We start from the raw sequence: 22,537 nt of genomic DNA, 5'->3' as shown, positions 1-22,537 counted from the left end.
TCTCCTAAAACCAACAGCTATTGCTAAGCTCTATTTATTTCAATATTAATAATAGTCCCTCTTCCTTTTTTAGAATCCACCATTAACTTTCCATTAATCTTCTTTAATCTATTTTTTATATTTAGATACCCTAAGCCTTTTTTTGTTTCGTAAAAATTAAATCCAACACCATTATCTTCAAACATAATATTTAGGCGTTTTTTATCTGATAAATTTACATTTAACTCCATAAAAGATGCCTTTGCATGCTTAAGTGTGTTGGTTATTAATTCTTGAATAATTTTAAAAACTTCAGTTTTTATCTCTTGTGGTAAATCATCTATTTTTTTCTTAGGATGCGCTGTAAATGAAGCTATGATATTACTTGAGTCACCAATATTATTTAAGTACATTTCAATTTCATCACAAAAAACATCTCCTTTTTTTTGATCTGAAACTAATGAATGTGATATGTTTCTTACTTGAGTATAAGTATCATTTACTTGAATACTTACTTTTTTTATATAAGTTGGATTTGAAATTTTAGAACTGGCTAATTGCAATTTTATTGCAGCTAAATTCCCCCCAATACTATCGTGCAATTCTTGTGCTATTCTTTCACGTTCTAAATCTCTTCCGGTAATATTTGCTTTTATTAATTCTAGTTCTTTTTCTTTATATAACGTTGTTACTTTTTGTAAATTAATCTCTTTTTCTTTTTTATTTAATTCACTTTGAGCCTGTAAGCGCAAATAATAATTAATAAGCAAACCTATAACAAGAACAAGAAGAATTAAAAAAGAAATTAACATGAATTTTTTATTTTCTTTTTCTTTTTTCAAATTAAACTCCTGTAATTCTTGATCTTTTTTTAATAAGTCAATTTCTTTTTCCTTTTTTATAGTTTCATATCTAACTTCTAACTCATTAATTTTTTCTACTTTCTGTAACTGATTAATAGAATCTCGTATTTTAAAATACTTTGAGTTATGATAAAAAGCATCTTTATAATTTTTCCTTTTTATTGCCAGTACTTTTAACTTTTCATAAATTTTTAATTGTTTTGCTAATAAACCCAATTCTAATGCTCCAATAAGTGCGATACCATATGACAATTGGGCATTTTTATAATCTTTTAAAAAAAAATATACATTACCTAAACCTATTCTTGCCTCTATTTTTGTTTGATGAAACCCTTGTTTTTTACTAATTTTTATTGTCTCTGTATAAAACTCTTTTGCCTTACTTACTTGTTTTTGTTCTTGAGCATTGTTTCCTAAATTTAAAAGAATTGCCACCATTGCATTAGTGTTATTATCAATCAAACTCATATTATACGCTTTCTTAAAATAATTATCTGAAGCTTTATAATTTTTAAGTTCACCATAAATCATCCCCATATTTATATAACTTCCATAAGTAATTTCTTTATCTTCTTTATAACTTAAACATTCTTTAAAAAAACTAAGTGCTTTTTCTAACTCTCTTTCGTTATAATATACTAATGCCAATCCATGTGTATTAGCATAATATGAGTATTTTTCGTTATACTTTTGAGCCTCTTCAATTCCTTGTAAATACCATTTTTTACTTTCTTTATAAAGCCCTTTAACATTATAGTTTTTACCTAAAAGATTACAAACAGTTGCTTTTCTTCTTGCTTTTATTGAATCACTACCTTGTGTATTAAATTTAAGCGATTTTTTTGCATAAATTATTGATGAGTCTATTGCGACTTTTCTATTAAAGTAATAGGCTAAAATTATATTCTTATTCATTAAAGCATAACGAGACTTAAAAATTTCTTCTGAATCTTTAGCTATTAAATATGCTTTATCTTCTTCATTATTATTTAATAAATAAAAAGCTTTTTGAATTTGTTTTACTTCGTTTTCACTTTTAACTCCCCTTAAACTATTGTTTTGGCTATTAACAGTAATCGTAATTAAAATTAAAAATAAGGTTAGGTATTTAATCATAATCAAAAATAATTATCCTTTAACAAAAAAAGCAGCTTAAAAGCTGCTTTTTTTATTTTTTAAGTTCAAGTTTCTCTGCAAAATAATCACAAAAATCTCGCATAGTCGCACTCATTTTTTCGTCATTTGTTGCTCTTTCAAATGAACCTGCCATAGATACTAATGTTTGATGATAAAATTGTTTCATTTCATCAACAGGCATATCTTTTGTCCATAAATCCATACGCAAAGTATCTTTTTTCTTATGATCCCATACAGATAGCATTATCGCTTTTGAAGGCTCATTACTAATTCCACCATCCTCTGCATTCCATGAAATTTCTTCCGGAATTTTATTTTCATCTAATCCTACCTTAAAAGTTATTTTAGAAGTGTGTTCTATCGCCATTATTTCCTTGGTTTGTATTTTGATTTTTTGAAGATTTCAACTTCATTTTTTTGTACTAACTCTTGCAAAGATACATCATTCTTTTGCATATAAGATCGTACTATTTGCCAACCGATAAACTCAGCTATTCGACCAGGAGATTGCCTATCTTGCTCCATATAGAATTTAGAAAAAGGCGCAATATCTAAAAATCGTTTATCTAATTCCTTACTAGTACTATACAACATATCTTTTTCAACAAAATACTTCCAAATTTGCTCTTCGTTACTCTTAGCCCAGTCAAGTTTTGTTTTAGAAAAACCTATTTTTTGTGCATCTAACACATTTGGTAAATAAGCGTCTAACAGATACATTTTTTTACCTTTATAAATCATTTTGTTTATAAAATCACGTTGCTTTCTATGTAATATTTGAGCATTTATAATGGACTTTGCTACATCAACTACAATATGTTCTTTTTCATTATTATGTTTAACGTAATCTGGATAATCATTATAAAATCGATGTTTTTTACCTAAATAAGCATCCAACGAAATTAGCAACAAACTATCTGCATATACAATTCGGTTATCATAATCAATATTAGTTAACATTGTAATTACTCTTGGGCTTTTAAACTTAGAGTTGTAATACTTTACGTGTTTAAAAAGTGACGTTAATTCCTCCGTTAATTTACCAATACTACCATATACTTTTTGCGTTTCAGTAAACAACTCTCTTTCATCCTTATCATGCATCTTATTTATCCAAACACTATCTGGTTGTTTAGGAAACAATAAAGGATATTTTGTTTTTAATTGATTTAATTGATTAGGTTTTGTTGTGTAAAAATCAACATCAAACCTATCAATATTCACATTTGTTTTTATTGTAGAAACATCTATATTTAATTTAAAACTTGTTTCTTTTTGACAAGAAATTAAACTTAAAACTAAAACACAAAGTGCTAAAATTTTTCTCATGAACTTTAGTATATTTACATTTAACATTACAACGTCGAAATTACTAAAATAGTTTATATCAATTTTATATAAACGCTTATAAAATCTGTTTAATTATGAATGCATCAAAAGTATCAGAACATATTGTACAATGGTTAAAAAACTACGCTACTAATTCAGGAGTAAACGGGTTTGTTGTTGGTATTTCAGGTGGTATTGATAGTGCGGTTACCTCAACTTTGTGTGCATTAACTGGTTTACCTACTTTATGTGTTGAATTGCCAATTCATCAAGCTGCAAGTCAAGTAAACAGAGCCAATGAGCATATTAAACAATTAAAAGATCGTTTTAATAACGTTACTGAAGCTGAAGTCAACCTGACTAGTACTTTTGAAGATTTTAAAACAGTAGTTCCTAAAGCCGAAGTTTCTGCTAAAACCGACTTAGCATTAGCAAACACAAGAGCTCGTTTACGCATGACAACGCTGTATTACTTTGCTGGTTTACGCGGATTATTAGTTGCCGGAACGGGTAATAAAGTAGAGGATTTTGGTGTCGGTTTTTATACTAAATATGGTGATGGTGGTGTTGACTTAAGTCCAATTGCCGATTTAGTAAAATCTGAAGTATATGCTTTAGCTGCACATTTAAACGTACCAAATTCAATTCAAAAAGCACAACCTACCGATGGTTTATTTGGTGATAGCAGAACTGATGAAGATCAAATAGGTGCTTCATACGACGAATTAGAATGGGCTATGCACATGCAAGATTTAGGTAAAAACAATACTGACTTTACTGGCAGAGAATTAGAAGTTTTTAAAATATATACTCGTCTAAACAGTATTAATCAGCATAAAATGACTCCAATTCCTATTTGCGAAATACCAAAAAGCTTAAAGTAAATTCAAAAACATCATTTGACGTTTAATTTTTTGATATGTCTGTTTTTTATATCCGTTAGAAATTTTTACTGGCAATAATATCAAGAGCCTTAAAAGCTCTAAGAAATGTAATATATTTTTCATGATTTTTCTTTTTCATTGTAAACTTACAAAAAAGAAATTATAAAAATAAATTAACAACAAAAGTTAAACTACACGGTTTAACTTTTCAAAAAGACGCTTTTTAAGATCTGTATAATTAGAAATTTCCTCTAAATCAAGTACTGCATTTTGCGTTTGTACTTCGTGCATCATTTCTTTAATTTTTTCTTCTATTAAAATCCTTCGTAAATTTAAGGTTGCATCTGAAACCAATTTTGGAAGAATTTTAATTGTTTCGGTTACAAAAATTTCTTTTCGTTCCCAATCACTTAACGAATATTTTTCTTCATCCATTAAAATATTAGTTACTAAACTTGATATTTCTTGGTTTTCGTGCATTATTAATTGATCAATAGAAATTTTTTCATCTTGATTTAATTGGTGTACCAATTGATAATATGTTAGTTTAAAAATTTCATTTGCAAACTCAATTTCATCTTCTTGCAAATTTAAATACAACTCGTTTGATACGGTATTTTGATACTCTTCTTTTTCTAAAACAGGTCGTCCTTTTTCATCAACACCATCTACCCAGTTTACAAAATCAACAACTTCGTTACCGTATAACAATAAAATTCTAATAATTTCTTTTTCAAGAATATTTAGTTGATCTATTTTCTGTGTTGATTTTCCGCCCCCTTTTATCAAGCCCATTTTACCTTGCTCTTTCTCATACAAGTATTCAGCTGGTGGTTGACTTGAATTATTATTGACTTGACTTCCTTTATTTGACTTAGCCAAACCTTTAGTTAACAATTGTGCTAACTCACTAAATAAAACACGCTCAGAAATATCCATAATACGCGCACATTCTTGCACATATACTTCTCGCTGTATTCCATCAGGAATTTTAGAAATACTCGTAACAATATCACGAATTAATCCCGCTTTTTTAACAGGGTCGTTTGCTGCTTCTTTCATCAACAAAGACACTTTAAACTCGATAAAATCTTGTGATTTTTCGGCTAAATATTCTTTTAATTCAGCTGTTGAATGTGCTTTTGCAAAACTATCTGGATCTTCTCCTTCAGGAAAAGAAACCACTTTTACATTCATTCCCTGCTCTAAAATTAAGTCGATTCCTCTAATAGAAGCTCTAATTCCGGCAGCATCACCGTCAAATAAAACGGTAATGTTTTTTGTTAATCTATTTACCAACCTAATTTGATCGGCTGTTAATGCAGTTCCTGATGAAGCAACCACATTTTCTACACCTGATTGGTAAAAAGAAATTACATCAGTATACCCTTCTACCAAATAACAATTATCTTGTTTTGCGATTTCTTTTTTGGCATGATAAATTCCGTATAAAATTTTACTTTTATGGTAAATATCACTTTCGGGTGAATTTAAATATTTTGCAGCTTTTTTATCATTAGTTAATATTCTACCACCAAATCCTAAAATACGCCCCGACATACTGTGTATAGGAAACATTACACGTCCTTTAAAACGGTCGAACTTTTTTATTTGTGGACCACCCTCTTTTACGATTGTTAATCCGGTTGATTTTAAATATTTTAAATCATACCCTTTAGCTAATGCTGCATTGGTAAAATTATCCCACTCATCTTTACAATACCCTAAATCGAACTTTTCGATAATATCTTCTCTAAATCCTCTTTCTTTAAAGTACGACAATCCAATTGCGCGTCCTTTTTGAGTATTCATTAATATATCATGAAAATAATCTTTGGCAAATTTAGAAGCCAAAAACATGCTTTCCCTTTCGTTAAGTTGTTTTTTTTGCTCGTCGGATTGTTCGGTTTCTTCTATTTCAATATTATATTTCTTAGCAAGCCATTTTATGGCTTCAGGATAAGTATAATGTTCGTGTTCCATTAAAAAAGAAACAGCATTTCCTCCTTTTCCTGTACTAAAATCTTTCCATATTTGTTTTACTGGCGATACCATAAACGATGGGGTTCGCTCATCGGTAAACGGACTGAGCCCTTTAAAACTACTTCCTGATTTTTTTAACTGCACAAACTCTCCTATCACCTCTTCTACTTGGGCTGCTTCAAAAACTCTTTCTATGGTTTGTTGGGTTATCATATAGTATAAAATATAGCGAACAAATATACTCGTTTTATATATTTTGATGATTAAAAAGAAATCTCTTATCTATTTTATTTGCTAAAAACTTATAAATATATAGTTTTGCTACAAATTATCAATCATGAAAACATATATATCATTCATATTTACAATATTATTAACTATAAATGTAGCTTCGCAAGAAACTATTACTATTCCTGATATTGGTTTGGAGGAATGTTTAATCGACTTAGGAATTGATTCTAACGGATTAAACGGAAGTATTTTAGTTAGTGATGCTAGATATGTTGTTAACTTAAACATTAACGACCCTATAACCAATAAGTTATTACCAAACGTACACTCTAAAGTTAAAGATTTAACAGGTCTTGAAAGCTTTCCTAATTTAAAACGTATTGACTGTTTTGGAAATAATATTACAAAAATTGATTTATCTAAAAGCACTTCTATTACTTTTTTAAATTGTAGCGATAATAAAATTGAGCGCCTTGATCTTCGAAACAATACCGAATTGGTTTATGTAAGTTGTGATAACAATGAGTTAACGGAGCTTATTCTTGGAGACAACAAAAACCTTGAAAGTTTATACTGTAGTTTTAATCGCATTTCTAAATTAGATGTTAAAGGTTGTACTAAGTTAGAAAGTTTAGATGCTACTAGTAATGAAATTGACGCCATTGTTGTAAACAACGTACAGCGTAATAATATTCCTCAAGCATGGTATAAAGACGACACAGCTTACTACACTACAAATGCTACTGTAAGTACCCCTACTTCAACTATAATTAAAAAAGAAAAAGCAATTGTACAACAACCTAGTGTTGTAAAAAAACAACCGACACAGAATAACACTTCAAAAGAAAGTGCCTCTAATTATTATGAAAAATTTCAACTTTCTGTAGTTACCGAATATGATAAACTTGTTTTAACAGCTGCACATTTACAAAGTAAAAAAGAGGAATTGCAACGAAAATACAGCTTAAACCCAGCACAACTTACCCAATGGCTTGCTAAATATGCTAGTTTATTAACTACAGAAAGTGTAACAAAAACAACTGATGTTGGACTTCCTGCTAAATTTACGCCTGCTTATTATGCTAAATTTAAAAAATCTGTGGTAGAAGAATATGAAAAAGCTATTCTTACACCAGCTTACCTACAAAGTAAAAAAGAGGAAATTCAGAAAAAATATAATTTAAACGCAAATCAATTTACCGAGTGGATTAATTTACTTGGTAACGCTGCTCTTAAAGTAAAAACGACACCTGTTTCAGAAAATTCTGAAAGCTATTATACAAAGTTTAAAAAGTCGGTAGCTAAAGAATATGAATATTTAGTTTTAAACACTGTTTACTTACAAAGCAAAAAAAACATTGTGCAAAAAAAATATAATTTAACCAATGCACAGCTTACTGAATGGATTCAAAAACACAGTAAAATAAGAACTCGTTAAATATTTTTTAAGCAAATAAAAAAAGCACCTTATAAAAATAAGGTGCTTTTTTTGTAACTATTCATTGTAAGTCTATTACGAAGCAGCTCTTAATTTCTTTAAAGCCGATTTTGTTATTTTAGCTTCAGCATACTCTTTTGTTATTATTAATTCTTTTTCATCAGAACTAGGCATATCAAACATCGCATCTGTTAAAATAGCTTCACATAACGAACGCAATCCACGAGCACCTAATTTATATGCTACCGCTTTATCTACAATATATTGTAAAGCTTCTTCGGTTAAACTAAATACAACATCATCCATTAAAAACAATTTTGTATACTGTTTAATAATCGAGTTTTTAGGTTCCGTTAAAATAGCCCTTAACGTTTCTGCATCTAACGGGTTCATGTGACTTAATACTGGCAAACGACCAATGATTTCTGGAATCAATCCAAAAGATTTTAAATCTGATGGAATAATATATTGTAATAAATTATCCTCATCTATTTTATCTTCATCTATTGATGCGCTGTACCCTACAGCTTGCATATTTAAACGCTTGCTAATAACTCTGTCTATTCCAGAAAAAGCACCGCCTGCAATAAATAAAATATCTTTAGTATCTACCTCAATAAATTTTTGATCAGGATGCTTTCTTCCTCCTTTAGGAGCTACATTTACCACTGACCCTTCTAATAATTTTAATAATGCTTGTTGCACTCCTTCACCAGAAACATCTCTAGTTATTGATGGATTATCGCCTTTACGCGCAATTTTATCAATTTCATCGATAAAAACGATTCCTCTTTGGGCTTTTTCTACATCATAATCTGCAGCTTGTAGTAAACGACTCAAAATACTTTCAACATCTTCACCTACATAACCTGCTTGTGTTAAAACTGTAGCATCAACAATAGAGAATGGTACATTTAACATTTTAGCAATAGTACGGGCTACTAATGTTTTACCAGTACCTGTTTCACCAACTAAAACAATGTTCGATTTTTCTATCTCAACCTCATCAGCATCATCTTTTGCTTGCAATAATCTTTTGTAATGATTGTAAACAGCTACTGCCATTGCTTTTTTAGTAGCATCTTGCCCGATAATATATTCATCTAAAAAACCTTTTATTTCTAATGGTTTTTTTAATGTTAAATCTTTAGACAATCCATCAGTTTTAGCTTCAGTTATTTCTTCCTCTACAATTCCGTGTGCTTGCTCTATACATTTGTCACAAATATGCGCATCCATACCAGCGATTAACAAATCGGTTTCTGGTTTTTTACGCCCACAAAAGGAACATTGTAAGTTTTCTTCTTTCGACATCTTATTTTCTTTTGGCTTTAGGCCTTGAGCTAAAAAGCACACTCTTAATTAACAGCGTGTGTTTTTAACGTAAGCTTAAGGCAAGTATTTTATTTTCTTGTTAAAATTTCATCAACCATTCCGTACGCTTTTGCTTCGTCGGCTTTCATCCAATAATCACGATCAGAATCGGCATGTACTTTATCAAAAGGTTGCCCTGAATGATTTGCTATAATATTGTATAATTCGGTTTTTAATTTTCCGATTTCTTTTACAGTAATTTCCATATCAGATGCTTGTCCTTGTGCGCCTCCTAATGGTTGGTGAATCATGATACGTGAATGTGGTAAAGCTGATCGTTTTCCTTTTTCGCCAGCACACATTAATACAGCTCCCATTGATGCTGCCATACCTGTACAAATTGTTGCTACATCTGGCTTAATAAATTGCATGGTATCATAAATACCTAAACCAGCATATACTCCACCTCCTGGTGAATTGATGTAAATTGAAATATCTTTATTAGCGTCTACACTTTCTAAAAATAATAATTGTGCTTGAATTACATTAGCTACTTGATCGTTAATACCAGTACCTAAAAAGATAATTCTATCCATCATTAAACGAGAAAAAACATCCATTTGTGTAATGTTCATTTGACGTTCTTCCATTATATATGGCGTTAAACTACTGGTTACTTTACCTAAATATGTACTGTTTATTCCGTGGTGCTTTGTTGCGTATTTTTCAAATTCTTTTCCGTAATCCATTCTAAAAATGTTTTTTGGGTTATAAAGTTGTAAATATAAGAACTATTTAGTTAGTATTTTACTACTGTTTATGGCTAAAAAAACCTGAATTTACATTCAGGTTTCTTATGTTTTTTTTTGTCTTTACGAAGGGCTAATTAAAACAATTTAGTTTTTAATAAACAGGTTGTTTTACTCTTCGCAATGACATTTATTTATATACTTCTTTGATGAAATCTTCGTACGAAAGTTCTTTCGAATCGAAACTCATGTTTTCTTTATAAAAAGCTAATAATTTTTGGCTAATTAATTGCGATTGTAATTTTTGAGCTTCTTCTTGATTTTGTAACACTCTACCAGCAATATCGTCTAATTCTTTTTCTTCTGGGTTCATGTTACCAAATTGTGCCATTTGCGAACGGATAAATCCTTTTGCATAGTCTACCAATTCTTTATAATCTAATTTGATATCGTTATCCTTCATAACCTTTCCTTCGATTAATTGGTAACGTAATCCTTTTTCAGATTTGTTATATTCTTCAACAGCTTCTTCAGCAGTTAACTGTTTTTCACCAGCAGTTTGTAACCACTTTTGTAAAAACTCAACAGGTAAATCAAACTTTGTATTTTCTACTAAGTTTTCAGTAATTGCGTTTAACAATTGCTGATCTGCTTGTTGTTGAAATTGCTTTTCAGCATCTTCTTTAATTTTATCTTTTAAATCAGAAACTGTGCTTACACTTCCGTCAGCAAATAACTTATCAAATAATTCTTTATCTAACTCTGCTGCTTCTGTTTCAGTAATTTCTTCAATAGTAAAAGTTACAGGAACATCTAATTCGTGAACATCATCATGAGAAACTCCTAAAGCTCCTTGTAATTTATGTTCGTCTTCAAATAAGTTTTTAGTTTTTAATTCTAAAACATCACCAACTTTGGCACCAACAAACTTTTTTAAGTTTGTTTTTCCTTTAATATCTTTTACAGAAACAGTTGATTTCTTATTGATTTCTTTCTCTTCGTTTATAAATGTACCTGTTACGTTTGCTGTTTCAGTAGCTTCTTCTTTAGCTATCATTTTACCGTAACGAGTTTGAATATTCTCAACCTCTTTGTCTAATAACTCATCAGTAGCAACGATGTTATATTGGGTAACTTTATTTTTAGGCTTTAAGTTTACATCAAACTCAGGCGCTAATCCTAATTCGAATTCAAAAGAAAACTTTTCAGCATCCCAATTAAAATCGTCTTGAACTCTTGGTAACGGGTTTCCTAAAATATCTAATTTTTCTTCTGTTAAATATTTATTTAATGATTCTTGTAAAAGCTTATTTACTTCATCAATCATTATTGATTTTCCGTATTGCTTTTTTACCATTCCCATTGGTACTTGACCTTTTCTAAATCCTGGAATGTTTGCTGTTTTACGGTAATCGTTTAATTGCTTTGTTACTTTAGCTTGATAATCTTCAGCAACTATATCAACTTTTACAACTGCATTTAACGCATCTACGTTTTCTTTTGTAATATTCATCTTAAAATAAGTTTCTTTAAAATCGGGTGCAAAATTACTATTTTATTTTTTTAGAAACAAGCTATTTGCTACTAAGAACAAACACTGTTTTTAATCTTTTATATACTGATAATCAAATTATTATTTACGCTTGCTTTTAACTGAATTTTTACGCTTTTTTTTCTTCATCTAACAACGAAAATAAGAACGACCTAAATACTGACAATAATATACTAAACAAGAGCGCTGTAAAAAATCCATTTACTACAAAACCTCCTACTAAGTTACTAGCAAACAAAATAATTACGGCGTTTATCACAAATAAAAACAACCCTAATGTTACAATGGTAGCTGGTAATGTAAAAAACACCAACAACGGGCGAACAAACATATTTAACAACGAAATTACCACTGCTACAAGCATGGCTGTTATATAATTTGTTACTGTTACACCTGGCAAAATGCTTGCTAATATAATAACTGCTAGTGCTGTTAATAATAATTTTAAAAATAGTTTCATTACTTTTATTTTTTATAATCAATTGCGATAATCATACCAAAATTAATAAACTGTAATTTTGGCAGTTATACAAAAATAAACTCAGCAATTAAATATTATTAAAGTAATCTCTTTACCTATAACTAAAAACACTTGTTCTCTTATATTTACAAGCCTACTTTATTTTATTAGTTTAAAAAACTAATAACTTCATTATAAAAGCCCTTAGGATTTTCAGCATGCAGCCAATGCCCTGCGTTGGCTATTTTTTTTATGGTCGAATTCGGGAAATGAGCTTCAATAATTGGCGCTTCATTTGATGAAATATATCCTGAATTTTCACCTTTTAAAAACAAAGTCTCTCCTTCAAAAATGGTAAAAGATGGCAATGCAACGCCTACTTCATTATTATTTTCTGTTAAGGATGATAAATTAAATCGGAAAGCCAATTCAGTTTTTGTTTTTCTGTATACACTTTTCATCAAAAACTGACGTACACCAATTTCAGGGATCAAGGTTGCTAATTTTTCATCAATTAGTTTACGAGAGTTTTGAATCGTAAAATCAATCGAATTCAACGCATCTAAAATATCATGATGATGTGGTGGATACATTTTTGGTGAAATATCTGCAACCACTAACTTATCAACTAACTTAGGATATTCCGTAGCAAATAACATTACTGTTTTTCCTCCCATTGAATGCCCTAGTAAATTTACCTTTTCTAAATTATGATGCGTTATATAATTATACAAATCATCTACCATTAATTCATAATTAAATTCATCAGAATGAAAACTACGTCCATGATTACGTTGATCTATTAAATGCACTTCAAACCCATCTTCAGCAAGTTGATTGGCATGAGTTTTCCAATTATCCCCCATTCCAAAATACCCGTGCAAAATCAATAACGGATTTCCTGCTCCTAAAATTTTTGAATGTAAAATTTGCATCTTATTGTAATCTATGTAAATACATATTCACTACATTTTCTAACCCTAAATATAATGCTTCAGAAATAAGTGCATGTCCTATTGAAACCTCGGCTAAATTTGGAATATTTTGTTTGAAAAATTTAATATTTTCTAAACTTAAATCATGCCCTGCATTGACTCCTAAACCTAAATCGTGCGCTAAAATTGCAGCATCGGCATATTGTTTTATTGCATTTTTATTTCCTAAATCATATTGCGTTGCAAAAGCTTCGGTATATAATTCAATACGGTCTGCTCCTGTTTTTGCTGCCGCTTCAATCAAGTTTAAATCCGTATCAATAAAAATTGACGTTCTTATTCCTGCGTTTTTAAACTCAGCAATTACCTCTTGTAAATAAGATTGGTTTTTTATCGTATCCCAACCTGCATTTGAAGTAAGTTGCGATACACTATCAGGCACTAAAGTTACTTGTGTTGGCTTAATTTCTAAAACCATTTTAGTAAATTTATCAATCGGGTTCCCTTCAATATTATATTCGGTAGTTACTAATGATTTTAAATCATACGCGTCTTGATAACGAATATGACGCTCATCTGGTCGTGGATGAATTGTTATTCCCTCTGCACCAAACTCTTGAATATCTTTAGCTACTTTTAATAAATTAGGTGTATCTCCACCTCTAGAATTACGTAATGTTGCAATTTTATTAATATTTACACTTAACTTTGTCATGTCATTAAAATTAAACCACAAAGGTAAATCATTAAAACATTTTAAACTATATTCGTAATAATGAATATCAACGACTTTATATTAGACGAAATAAAAGCACTTACTTCAAAAAACACTGTAAAATGTGCTCAGAAAATATGTAAAAATCTGCCGATAACCCATATTCCGATTATTGATGATGGAAAACTAATTGGCTGTCTACCAGAAAGTGATATTCAAACCATTGAAAACAAAGATCAAGAACTTAGTGAATATTCTTATTTATTTGATCATTTTCACACCAATGAAGAAGCTACTTTATTAGATTTAATTGTGCTTTTTGCAGACAATGATTGTAATTTAATTCCTGTTTTAAACAAAGAAATGAATTACGTAGGTTATTATGAGTTAAGTGATATTTTGGATGCTTTTGCCGACAGTCCTTTTTTACACAACGAAAGTGAAACTTTAATCGTTAATAAAAACAAAAACGATTATTCAATGAGTCAGATTGCACAAATAGTTGAAACAACTAATGGCAAGCTACTTGGTTTTTATATTTCATCTGAAAATCAAGACAATATTCAAATCACTTTAAAAATAATTACTGATGAAATAAATGAAATTATTCAAACTTTTAGAAGGTATGACTATAATGTAATTACGCAACATAAAGATGATTTTTACCTAGAAGAATTAAAGGACAGAGCCTCTTATTTGAAAAAATATTTAGACATGTAAGTTTTACATATCTTTTAACAAAACATTATTACAAGTGAAAAAAGTAGCTATTTACGGTCAAGCTTATACAATATCAGCAGAAAAAGAAATTAAAATCTTACTCGCTGTTTTAGAAAAAAACAATATTGTTGTTTTTTTTGAAAAAGATTTCTACGACCTACTTACTAACAACAACATTATAACCAAAAAACACCCTACTTACACTCACTTTAAAGAGCTTTCTAATTCATTTGACGCCATGTTTTCAATGGGTGGTGATGGTACAATTTTAAGAGCTGTTACCTATATTAGAGATTTAAATATTCCTGTTTTAGGAATCAATACAGGAAGATTAGGTTTTTTAGCAACCGTTCAAAAAGACCAAATAGAAGAATCGGTTGACTTATTACTGGCAAACAAGTATTCTATTCAAGAAAGGTCTTTATTACAAATAACAACAACACCACAAGCTAAAGAGTTTACAGAATTAGACTTTGCTTTAAATGAAATAACAATTGCTCGTAGAAATACGACTTCGATGATTGGAGTAAAAACATATTTAAATAAAGAATACTTAACAAACTACTGGGCAGATGGACTCATTGTATCCACCCCAACAGGTTCTACCGGATATTCGCTAAGTTGTAACGGACCAGTGATTTTACCAGATTCTAAAAGCCTTGTAATTACTCCTATTGCGCCACACAACTTAAACGCAAGACCCATGGTAATTCCTGACAACACTTTAATTCAATTAGAAGTTAGCGCCCGCGAAAAAGATTTTTTAATATCATTAGACTCTCGTATTACAACAGTTTCAGAAGGAACAAAAATTAAAATACAAAAAGCTAATTTTTCTATAAAAAGCATCTTATTACAAAATCAATCCCATTTAAAAACATTGCGCGAAAAGTTATTATGGGGAGAAGATACTCGTAATGAGTCTTCATAATTATAACTATTCACAATAAAATCAATAAAAAAAAGTTAATCAAAAAGACAGATTATTAACTTTTTAAAGCAAATTCATTTCCCTATATTTGCACGCTATTTTTCAACATGAAGAAATATTTTTTATTCATACTACTTGCTATTACAGCAATTACATTACAATCACAAACTCACGAAGTAGGTGTATTTCTAGGCGGATCTAATTACGTAGGTGATATAGGTAGAACAAACTACATATACCCCAATAAAGTAGGTGCAGGATTAATTTATAAATATAATTTAAACCCTAGAATAGCTTTACGAGGTACTTACACGTATATTCCTGTTTCAGGAAACGATAAAGATGCAGAAAACTTATTTCGTAAAAATAGAGGAATACAATTCTCTAACAATATACATGAATTTGCCGCTGGTATAGAATTTAACTTTTTTGATTATAATATCAGTAATTACAACACCACTTTTACACCTTATTTATTAGCAGAAATTGCGGTATTTAACTACAGTAGCCCTATTGAAAGAACATCACCAACGACAATTCGTTTAAAAAATAAATTTTCATATTCATTACCCGTAGGTATTGGAATTAAAGGAAGATTAGACGATCATTTTGCTATTGCTTTAGAAACTGGAGTTCGATTTACTTTAGTAGATGATATTGATTTTACAACAAAGAAAATAAATAGTTTAAATTTTGGAGGTACAGGAAACGACTGGTATATGTTTACAGGAGTTTCTATTGTTTATTCCTTCGGAAGACCACCTTGTTACAAAGGATTAGCAGAATAATATGACGGAACAACAACATCGTATTAATTTACAAAAAGTACCAAATCACATTGCTGTTATTATGGATGGTAATGGCAGATGGGCTAAAGGAAAAGGAATGCAACGTGTTTTTGGGCACCGAAACGCTTTAACTGCTATTCGCGAAACTGCTGACGCGGCCTCTGAAATAGGTGTTAAAAACCTTACACTTTATGCTTTTTCAACAGAAAACTGGAACAGACCAAAATTAGAAGTAGATGCTTTAATGACCCTATTGGTTAACACTTTAAAAAAAGAATTACCAGATTTTCAACGTAAAAACGTAAAAGTAAATGCTATTGGTAATATCAATAGCCTACCTAGTAATGCTCAAAAAATACTAACAAAAGTAATTACAGAAACTAAAAACAATACAAAAATTACTTTAACCTTTGCTTTAAGCTATGGTTCAAGAGAAGAAATTGTTAATACAATCAAAAACATATCTAAAAAAGTTGTTAATAACGAACTAGATATTGAAAAAATAGATGAAAAAATTATAAATAACCATTTATATACGTTTAATTTGCCCGACGTTGATTTAATGATACGTACAAGTGGGGAACAAAGAATTAGTAATTTTTTACTTTGGCAAATTGCATATGCCGAACTATATTTTACCGAAACCCTATGGCCCGACTTTAGAAAAGAACACCTTTTTGAGGCTGTAATAGATTATCAAAATAGAGAGAGAAGATTTGGAAAAACAAGTGAACAGATTGAGACCAATGATGAATAAATATTCTTATATAGTAGTATTTTTAATCGCTTTTTTATCAGCGAAAACACAAGCACAAAACACAATAGTTAAAGATAGTACTGCTAACAGCAATATTATTCCCTACAAAAAAGGGGAGCAATATATTCTAGGAGGTATTACTGTTACAGGTTTACAAAAATTCAGTGAACAAACCATAAGAGTTTATACTGGCTTGATTGATGGACAGCCTATAAAACTTCCAGGAGATAAACTTACTAGTGCTATAAAAAAGCTTTATGAAAGTAAACAATTTAGTGATGTAGATGTTTATTTATCAAAAAAAGATGGAGAAACTGTTTATCTTTTATTTGATGTTACAGAATTACCTCAGTTAACCGATATATCAATTTCAGGTGTTAGCAAATCTAAAGCAAGAGATTTAAAAAAAGAAACTGAGCTAAAAAAAGGTGTTATGGTTACCGATAACCTAATTATAACTACCAGAAACTTTATTAAGAAAAAATACACCGACAAAGGTTTTTTAAAAACAAAAGTATCTTTAACAACTAAAAAAGATACTACTGACATTAACACCGTTAGTATGAATATTTTTATTGATAAAGGGAGACGTATAAAAATTAAAGAAATTAACTTTATTGGTAACCAAGCAATGTCTAACAGCGCTTTACGTGGGTTAATGAAAAACACTAAACGTAAAGTTTTAGGTCGTTTTTGGAAATCATCAAAATATGTGTTAGATGACTACAAGACTGACTTAGAAAGCATACTTGAAAAATACAGTGAAACAGGATATCGAGACGCACGTATTATATCTGACAACCTTACTTGGAATGATGACAATACCATTAATTTAGAAATTGTATTAGAAGAAGGTCGTCAATACCGATTCAAAGAAATTAAATTCATAGGTAACAAAGAATATTCTAATGAATTTTTACACAGCTTATTACGTATTGAAAAAGGTGATATCTATAACGGTAAAGTTTTAAAAGAACGTATTTCAGGTGATGGAACCCCTAACTCTCAAGATATTCAAACCTTATACCATAACAATGGATACTTATTTTCTCAAATAAACGCAATTGAAACAAAAGTTAGTAATGATTCTATTACTGTTGAGGTTCGTATACGTGAAGATGAGCAAGCTACCATAAAGAAGGTAAGCGTAGCAGGTAACGATAAAACAAATGACCATGTTATTTATAGAGAATTACGTGTAAAACCAGGAGATTTATTTAGCCGTCAAAACATCATTCGTTCTATACGTGAAATTGGACAATTAGGTTTTTTTGATGCAAATGTAACCCCTGATGTAAAGCCAAATTATCAAAATAAAACAGCTGACATTGAATTTTCTGTAGCAGAAAAGGGAGGTAGTCAAATAGAACTACAAGGTGGTTATGGTGGTGGATCTTTTATAGGTACACTAGGGTTATCTTTTAATAATTTTTCTATTAGAAATATCTTTAACAAAGAAGCTTATAAACCATTACCTATGGGAGATGGACAAAAGTTATCACTTCGTTTACAAACTAGTAGAACTTACAATACCTATAGTTTTTCTTTTACAGAACCATGGTTAGGGGGTAAAAAACCACAATCATTATCTTTTTCTGTATACTTATCAAATCAATATAGATACGACTACAACACAAACTCTGTTGATAAAAATCAAAGCTTAAGTATTATTGGAGCATCTGTAGGCTTAGGTAAACGTTTAACTTGGCCAGATGATTACTTTTCATTGTCACAAACTATAAGTTATCAAAGAATAGATCTACAAAACTATGGCTACAGAGTAGGCTCATCTAATGATGTTATTAGTGATGGTAACTTAAATAATCTAGCCTATACAGTTGCTTTCGGGCGAAATTCTGCGGGACCTACTTTAATTTTCCCAACCTATGGTTCAGACTTTTCACTAAGTGCTAAAGCTACATTTCCATACTCTTTGGTTAATGGAAAAGATTATACAGAACCTGATTTCCCTACAGATGATGAAAGACAAGCTTATTTGTCTGATAAATATAAATGGCTAGAATACTACAAAATTACTGCGAAAGGTAAATGGTATACATCATTAGCTAATAAATTAGTGTTAATGTCTAATTTTGAAATGGGGTATTTAGGTTCTTACAATGACAAACTAGGCTTAACTCCTGTAGAAAGATATTTTGTAGGAGGTGATGGTATAGCACAAGGACAACTAGATGGTCGTGAAACAATCGGTTTAAGAGGATATGAAAACAATAGAATATCATCTATTGACGGAGGTTCTATTTACAATAAATTTCAAATGGAATTACGTTATTCTATAACTGATAAACCTTCTGCATCAATATATACTTTAGGATTTTTAGAAGCAGGAAACTCTTATGACAATTTTAGTGATTTTAATCCGTTTAAATTAAAACGTTCGGCTGGTATGGGTATTCGTATTTTTATGCCTGCCTTTGGTTTATTAGGTATTGATTTTGCTCATGGGTTTGATCCACTACCTGGATCAACTGAAAAGTCTGGTTGGCAAACACATTTTATTATTGGAAGACAGTTCTAAAACCTTACATTTGTAACGCTTGTAGTTTTTTGGCACGGTTTTTTCTAAATACATTTTATCAAGATGAAAAAAAACATTTTAGCACTCGTTCTTTTACTTATTACCAGTATCACTGTTGCACAAAAAGGACAACGTATAGCATATATTGACATGGAGTACATTCTTCAAAATATTCCAGAATATTTGGAAGCACAAAACTCATTAGATGCAAAAGTTGAAAAATGGAGAACTAAATTAGACAAAGAAGCTAGGGCTATAGAAGTTTTAAAAACTGACTTAACAAATGAAAAGGCTATTTTAACAAAAGATTTAATTGATGAACGCGAAGAAGACATCACAATTAAACATGAATCTTTACGCAGATTAGAATCATTATATTTTGGTCCTAAAGGGGATATGTATAATTTAAGAAAACAATTAATTAAACCTATTCAAGATCAAGTTTTTAACGCCGTACAAACAATTGCCGCTAGAAAAAAATATGATTTCGTATTTGACAAGTCAGGTGAATTAGTTATGCTATATTCAAACAAAAAACACGATATTAGCGACCTTATTGTTAAAATGATTAATATTGATCAGAAAAAACAAGAAAAGAAAGATAAAATAGCAGCTAAAAAAGAGTTACTTAAAAATGAAAGTTTAACTGATGAGCAAAAAGATAAAATAGCTAAAAAGAAAGCACTTAGATCTAAAAAAGAAGCAGACCGGTTAGCTAAAATAAAACTCATCGAAGAAAAAAGACAAGCTAAATTAAAACTGAGAGCTGATAAGAGAAGGTTGCTGAAACAGAAAAAGGATGCATTAAAAAAAGCACAAGAAGAGGTTAAAAAGAAAGCAACAACAGAAGAGAATAAATAAATCAAGAATAAAGAACATAAATTAAATTAAAACAAAGATGAAACATTTAAAAACGTTAGTATTAGTTGCAATTTTCACAATTGGATTAGGTGGTGTGGCAAATGCACAAAAAACTGCACATATAAATACAGATAAATTATTATCTGAAATGCCTGCAACTAAAGCAATGAAAGCTGAGTTAGAAAAATTAAACAAAACTTATCGTGATGATATTGAAGCGATGGTAAAGAAAGTACAGGCTAAAATTAAAAAATATGAAGCAGAAGCTAAAAGCCAAACACAAGAAGTAAACCAAAAAAGAGCTGTTGAAATTCAACAAGACAGACAAAGAATTGGTCAGGCTGAGCAATCTGCTAGTCAAGAAATGCAAAAGAAATACCAAGAAAAAACAATTCCTATTTTAAAGAAAGCTGAACAAGCAATTAAAGATGTTGCTGCTGCTAAAGGAATTATATATGTATTTGATGCTGCACCTGGTAAAGGATTAATCGTTTATGATAAAGGTGAAGATATTTACGATGCTGTAAAAGCAAAATTAGGTTTCTAAGAAACATTTAAAATATTTTATAAAAATCCTGCTGAATTCAGCAGGATTTTTATTTTTGTTATGTCTATGATTACACAAAAGCAACAACCTATTGGCATTTTCGACTCTGGTATTGGAGGCACTTCGATCTGGAAAGAAATTCATGCTTTATTGCCAAATGAAAGCACGATATATTTATCAGATAGTAAAAATGCTCCTTATGGGCAAAAATCAAAACAGCAGATTCTTGATTTATCAATTAAAAATACTGAGTTTTTAATAAAAAAAGGTTGTAAACTAATTGTTGTTGCTTGTAATACTGCAACAACAAATGCAATTGGTTATTTAAGAAAAAATTATTCTATTCCAATTATTGGCATTGAGCCTGCAATTAAATCGGCATCCATACAAACAAAAACTGCTACTATAGGAATATTAGCTACTAAAGGTACACTTAATAGCGCTTTATTTGAAAAAACCTCTGCTTCTATTAACAATAAAATTACGATTGTTGAACAGGTTGGAAATGGCTTAGTTGAGTTGATTGAAAATGGAAAAATATACTCTTCTGAAATGACCACTTTATTAAATAAATATTTAAAGACTATGCTTTCATCAAAATGTGATTGTATTGTTTTAGGATGTACCCATTATCCGTATTTAATACCTCAAATAAAGAAAATTGTGGGAAATAATATAAAAATTATTGATTCAGGAGAAGCTGTAGCAAGACAAACTAAAAACGTTTTAAAGCAAAATAATCTTCTTGCCGCTGCCAATAAAAATGAATTTAACGTTTTTTACATTAACAAAAACAAAGATGTATTGCAGCATTTATTAAAAGACTATGATAAGGTTACCGTTGCTACTTTAGACTTTTAAAAACTTCCATTTATATTTGGACAAGCTGAAGCTCTACGTTTTCTACACAAAACATCAATACCAAATGATACTTGATGAAAACCTCCATTAGAAAAAACGACATCACCACTTTGTTGAGTGTAAGTATAAGCAAACATTAAATTTTTATAATTAACACCCACAATTGGTGTTATGTAATGTGCATCACCAAAAACACTACTATCTAAACTTCTTCTGTATGATAAAGCAGCCCATAATTGAGTGGTTTCAAATTGCTTGTATACTTTAAAATTTAAATCTGCAATTTTTTCGCCAGTTTGATCTTTATATTGTAACATAACTGATGGTTCGAACTGTAGTTTATCTGCATCACCAAAAAAGTATCCTCCTCCAACAATATAGTTTCTTAAATTATACGACTCAAAATCAGGGTTTAAATCATTTTTTGCAGAAAGCATGATATTTTTTATTGTAAAGTAAGATGAAAAACCTTTATAATGGTATGCCATACCAAAATCAGCATTAAAATAAAAATCGCTATTTATAATCTGACTAACAGTAGGATCATTGACGAAATTTCGTTGATCAACCTCATTTTGCACTATTGACATTGACAAACCAAATGATAATTGTTTAAATAAATTTTCATTCCCCATATCTATATGATAAGCATAAGTTCCTTGCAATCCTTTTTGAGAATGATATCCGTTTTTATCATTAAAAAGAACAAAACCGTAACCTGCATTAGAATTTTCATTAAACTTAGCATGAAAACTAGCCGTTTGTAGTGATGGTGCGTCCTTGACTCCAATCCATTGTTGACGGGCAGTTAAACGTAATTTCCCACAATCACCAATTCCTGCAGCAGTTGGATGTAACAAATAAACATTATCAGATAAATAATCTGCATAGATAGGTAATGTTTCTTGTGCATTAACTTTTGATATAAAAACGATAAAAAACAAGATAATAACTCTTTTCATAT

At 30.0% G+C, this 22,537-nt stretch carries 21 protein-coding genes; 10 read left to right on the top strand and 11 right to left on the bottom strand.

The window, feature by feature from the left end:
* Positions 1-23 precede the first annotated feature (23 nt).
* Genes Q4586_RS08040 through gldB form a run of 3 tightly spaced genes read right to left on the bottom strand, consistent with a single transcriptional unit; the run spans position 24 to position 3,308 of the window.
* Positions 24-1,958 carry a tetratricopeptide repeat-containing sensor histidine kinase gene (locus Q4586_RS08040; RefSeq protein WP_303528171.1) on the bottom strand — a complete coding sequence of 645 codons (1,935 nt, stop codon included), beginning with the start codon at positions 1,956-1,958 and terminating at the stop codon, positions 24-26.
* Positions 1,959-2,010: 52 nt separating this feature from the next.
* Positions 2,011-2,346, bottom strand: coding sequence for a gliding motility protein GldC (gene gldC, locus Q4586_RS08035; protein ID WP_068702987.1), 336 nt, complete (start codon positions 2,344-2,346; stop codon positions 2,011-2,013).
* Entirely contained in the window at positions 2,346-3,308 is a 963-nt protein-coding gene (gene gldB / locus Q4586_RS08030) for a gliding motility lipoprotein GldB (protein WP_303528166.1), read from the bottom strand. Before gldB ends, gldC begins: the two co-directional genes overlap by 1 nt.
* 95 nt (positions 3,309-3,403) lie before the next feature.
* On the opposite strand from gldB, the gene nadE reads away from it, so the two are divergent.
* On the top strand, positions 3,404-4,192 hold the full coding sequence (gene nadE, locus Q4586_RS08025) for an NAD(+) synthase (RefSeq protein WP_303528165.1): 789 nt from the start codon (positions 3,404-3,406) through the stop codon (positions 4,190-4,192).
* Positions 4,193-4,378: 186 nt separating this feature from the next.
* Here the strand turns inward: nadE and dnaG are convergent, their stop codons facing one another.
* The gene (gene dnaG / locus Q4586_RS08020) at positions 4,379-6,388 is read right to left on the bottom strand and encodes a DNA primase (protein WP_303528162.1); all 2,010 of its coding nucleotides are present in this window, start codon (positions 6,386-6,388) and stop codon (positions 4,379-4,381) included.
* A 124-nt stretch (positions 6,389-6,512) separates the two neighbouring features.
* Between dnaG and Q4586_RS08015 the strand changes: the two genes are divergently transcribed.
* Complete coding sequence (locus Q4586_RS08015; protein WP_303528160.1) at positions 6,513-7,844, top strand: leucine-rich repeat domain-containing protein; 1,332 nt, start codon at positions 6,513-6,515, stop codon at positions 7,842-7,844.
* A gap of 75 nt (positions 7,845-7,919) precedes the next feature.
* Here the strand turns inward: Q4586_RS08015 and clpX are convergent, their stop codons facing one another.
* The 6 genes from clpX to Q4586_RS07985 form a co-directional block, all read right to left on the bottom strand.
* Positions 7,920-9,158, bottom strand: a complete 1,239-nt coding sequence (gene clpX / locus Q4586_RS08010; RefSeq protein WP_068702973.1) for an ATP-dependent Clp protease ATP-binding subunit ClpX — start codon at positions 9,156-9,158, stop codon at positions 7,920-7,922.
* A gap of 89 nt (positions 9,159-9,247) precedes the next feature.
* Positions 9,248-9,907 carry an ATP-dependent Clp endopeptidase proteolytic subunit ClpP gene (clpP, locus tag Q4586_RS08005; RefSeq protein WP_271406181.1) on the bottom strand — a complete coding sequence of 220 codons (660 nt, stop codon included), beginning with the start codon at positions 9,905-9,907 and terminating at the stop codon, positions 9,248-9,250.
* A 190-nt stretch (positions 9,908-10,097) separates the two neighbouring features.
* Positions 10,098-11,420 carry a trigger factor gene (gene tig, locus Q4586_RS08000; RefSeq protein ID WP_303528157.1) on the bottom strand — a complete coding sequence of 441 codons (1,323 nt, stop codon included), beginning with the start codon at positions 11,418-11,420 and terminating at the stop codon, positions 10,098-10,100.
* Positions 11,421-11,568: 148 nt separating this feature from the next.
* On the bottom strand, positions 11,569-11,919 hold the full coding sequence (locus Q4586_RS07995; RefSeq protein ID WP_303528154.1) for a phage holin family protein: 351 nt from the start codon (positions 11,917-11,919) through the stop codon (positions 11,569-11,571).
* Positions 11,920-12,086: 167 nt separating this feature from the next.
* The gene (locus Q4586_RS07990) at positions 12,087-12,854 is read right to left on the bottom strand and encodes an alpha/beta fold hydrolase (protein ID WP_303528152.1); all 768 of its coding nucleotides are present in this window, start codon (positions 12,852-12,854) and stop codon (positions 12,087-12,089) included.
* Between the two features lies 1 nt (position 12,855).
* Complete coding sequence (locus tag Q4586_RS07985; protein WP_303528150.1) at positions 12,856-13,569, bottom strand: pyridoxine 5'-phosphate synthase; 714 nt, start codon at positions 13,567-13,569, stop codon at positions 12,856-12,858.
* Between the two features lie 60 nt (positions 13,570-13,629).
* Between Q4586_RS07985 and Q4586_RS07980 the strand changes: the two genes are divergently transcribed.
* The 8 genes from Q4586_RS07980 to murI all read left to right on the top strand — a co-directional run bounded on the left by Q4586_RS07980 (position 13,630) and on the right by murI (position 21,573).
* Positions 13,630-14,289: a CBS domain-containing protein gene (locus Q4586_RS07980; protein ID WP_068702961.1), complete on the top strand. Its 660-nt coding sequence runs from the start codon at positions 13,630-13,632 to the stop codon at positions 14,287-14,289.
* A gap of 34 nt (positions 14,290-14,323) precedes the next feature.
* Complete coding sequence (locus Q4586_RS07975; RefSeq protein WP_303528147.1) at positions 14,324-15,220, top strand: NAD kinase; 897 nt, start codon at positions 14,324-14,326, stop codon at positions 15,218-15,220.
* A 107-nt stretch (positions 15,221-15,327) separates the two neighbouring features.
* Positions 15,328-16,008 carry a type IX secretion system protein PorG gene (gene porG, locus Q4586_RS07970; protein WP_068702959.1) on the top strand — a complete coding sequence of 227 codons (681 nt, stop codon included), beginning with the start codon at positions 15,328-15,330 and terminating at the stop codon, positions 16,006-16,008.
* A 1-nt stretch (position 16,009) separates the two neighbouring features.
* Entirely contained in the window at positions 16,010-16,765 is a 756-nt protein-coding gene (gene uppS / locus Q4586_RS07965; RefSeq protein ID WP_068702958.1) for an undecaprenyl pyrophosphate synthase, read from the top strand.
* A complete protein-coding gene (bamA, locus tag Q4586_RS07960) occupies positions 16,755-19,304 on the top strand; it encodes an outer membrane protein assembly factor BamA (RefSeq protein ID WP_438273384.1) in 2,550 nt (849 codons plus the stop codon). Before uppS ends, bamA begins: the two co-directional genes overlap by 11 nt.
* 63 nt (positions 19,305-19,367) lie before the next feature.
* Positions 19,368-20,165, top strand: a complete 798-nt coding sequence (locus Q4586_RS07955) for an OmpH/Skp family outer membrane protein (protein WP_303528144.1) — start codon at positions 19,368-19,370, stop codon at positions 20,163-20,165.
* A gap of 37 nt (positions 20,166-20,202) precedes the next feature.
* Positions 20,203-20,712: an OmpH/Skp family outer membrane protein gene (locus Q4586_RS07950; RefSeq protein WP_068702952.1), complete on the top strand. Its 510-nt coding sequence runs from the start codon at positions 20,203-20,205 to the stop codon at positions 20,710-20,712.
* Positions 20,713-20,778: 66 nt separating this feature from the next.
* Positions 20,779-21,573, top strand: a complete 795-nt coding sequence (murI, locus tag Q4586_RS07945) for a glutamate racemase (RefSeq protein ID WP_303528142.1) — start codon at positions 20,779-20,781, stop codon at positions 21,571-21,573.
* Here the strand turns inward: murI and Q4586_RS07940 are convergent.
* Positions 21,570-22,535: a PorP/SprF family type IX secretion system membrane protein gene (locus Q4586_RS07940; RefSeq protein ID WP_068702944.1), complete on the bottom strand. Its 966-nt coding sequence runs from the start codon at positions 22,533-22,535 to the stop codon at positions 21,570-21,572. The two genes, murI and Q4586_RS07940, sit on opposite strands and share 4 nt — an antisense overlap.
* Positions 22,536-22,537 lie beyond the last annotated feature (2 nt).

Source organism: Tenacibaculum soleae (assembly GCF_030549005.1).
GTDB lineage: Bacteria > Bacteroidota > Bacteroidia > Flavobacteriales > Flavobacteriaceae > Polaribacter > Polaribacter soleae.
This window is presented reverse-complemented; position numbering and strand designations above follow the sequence as displayed.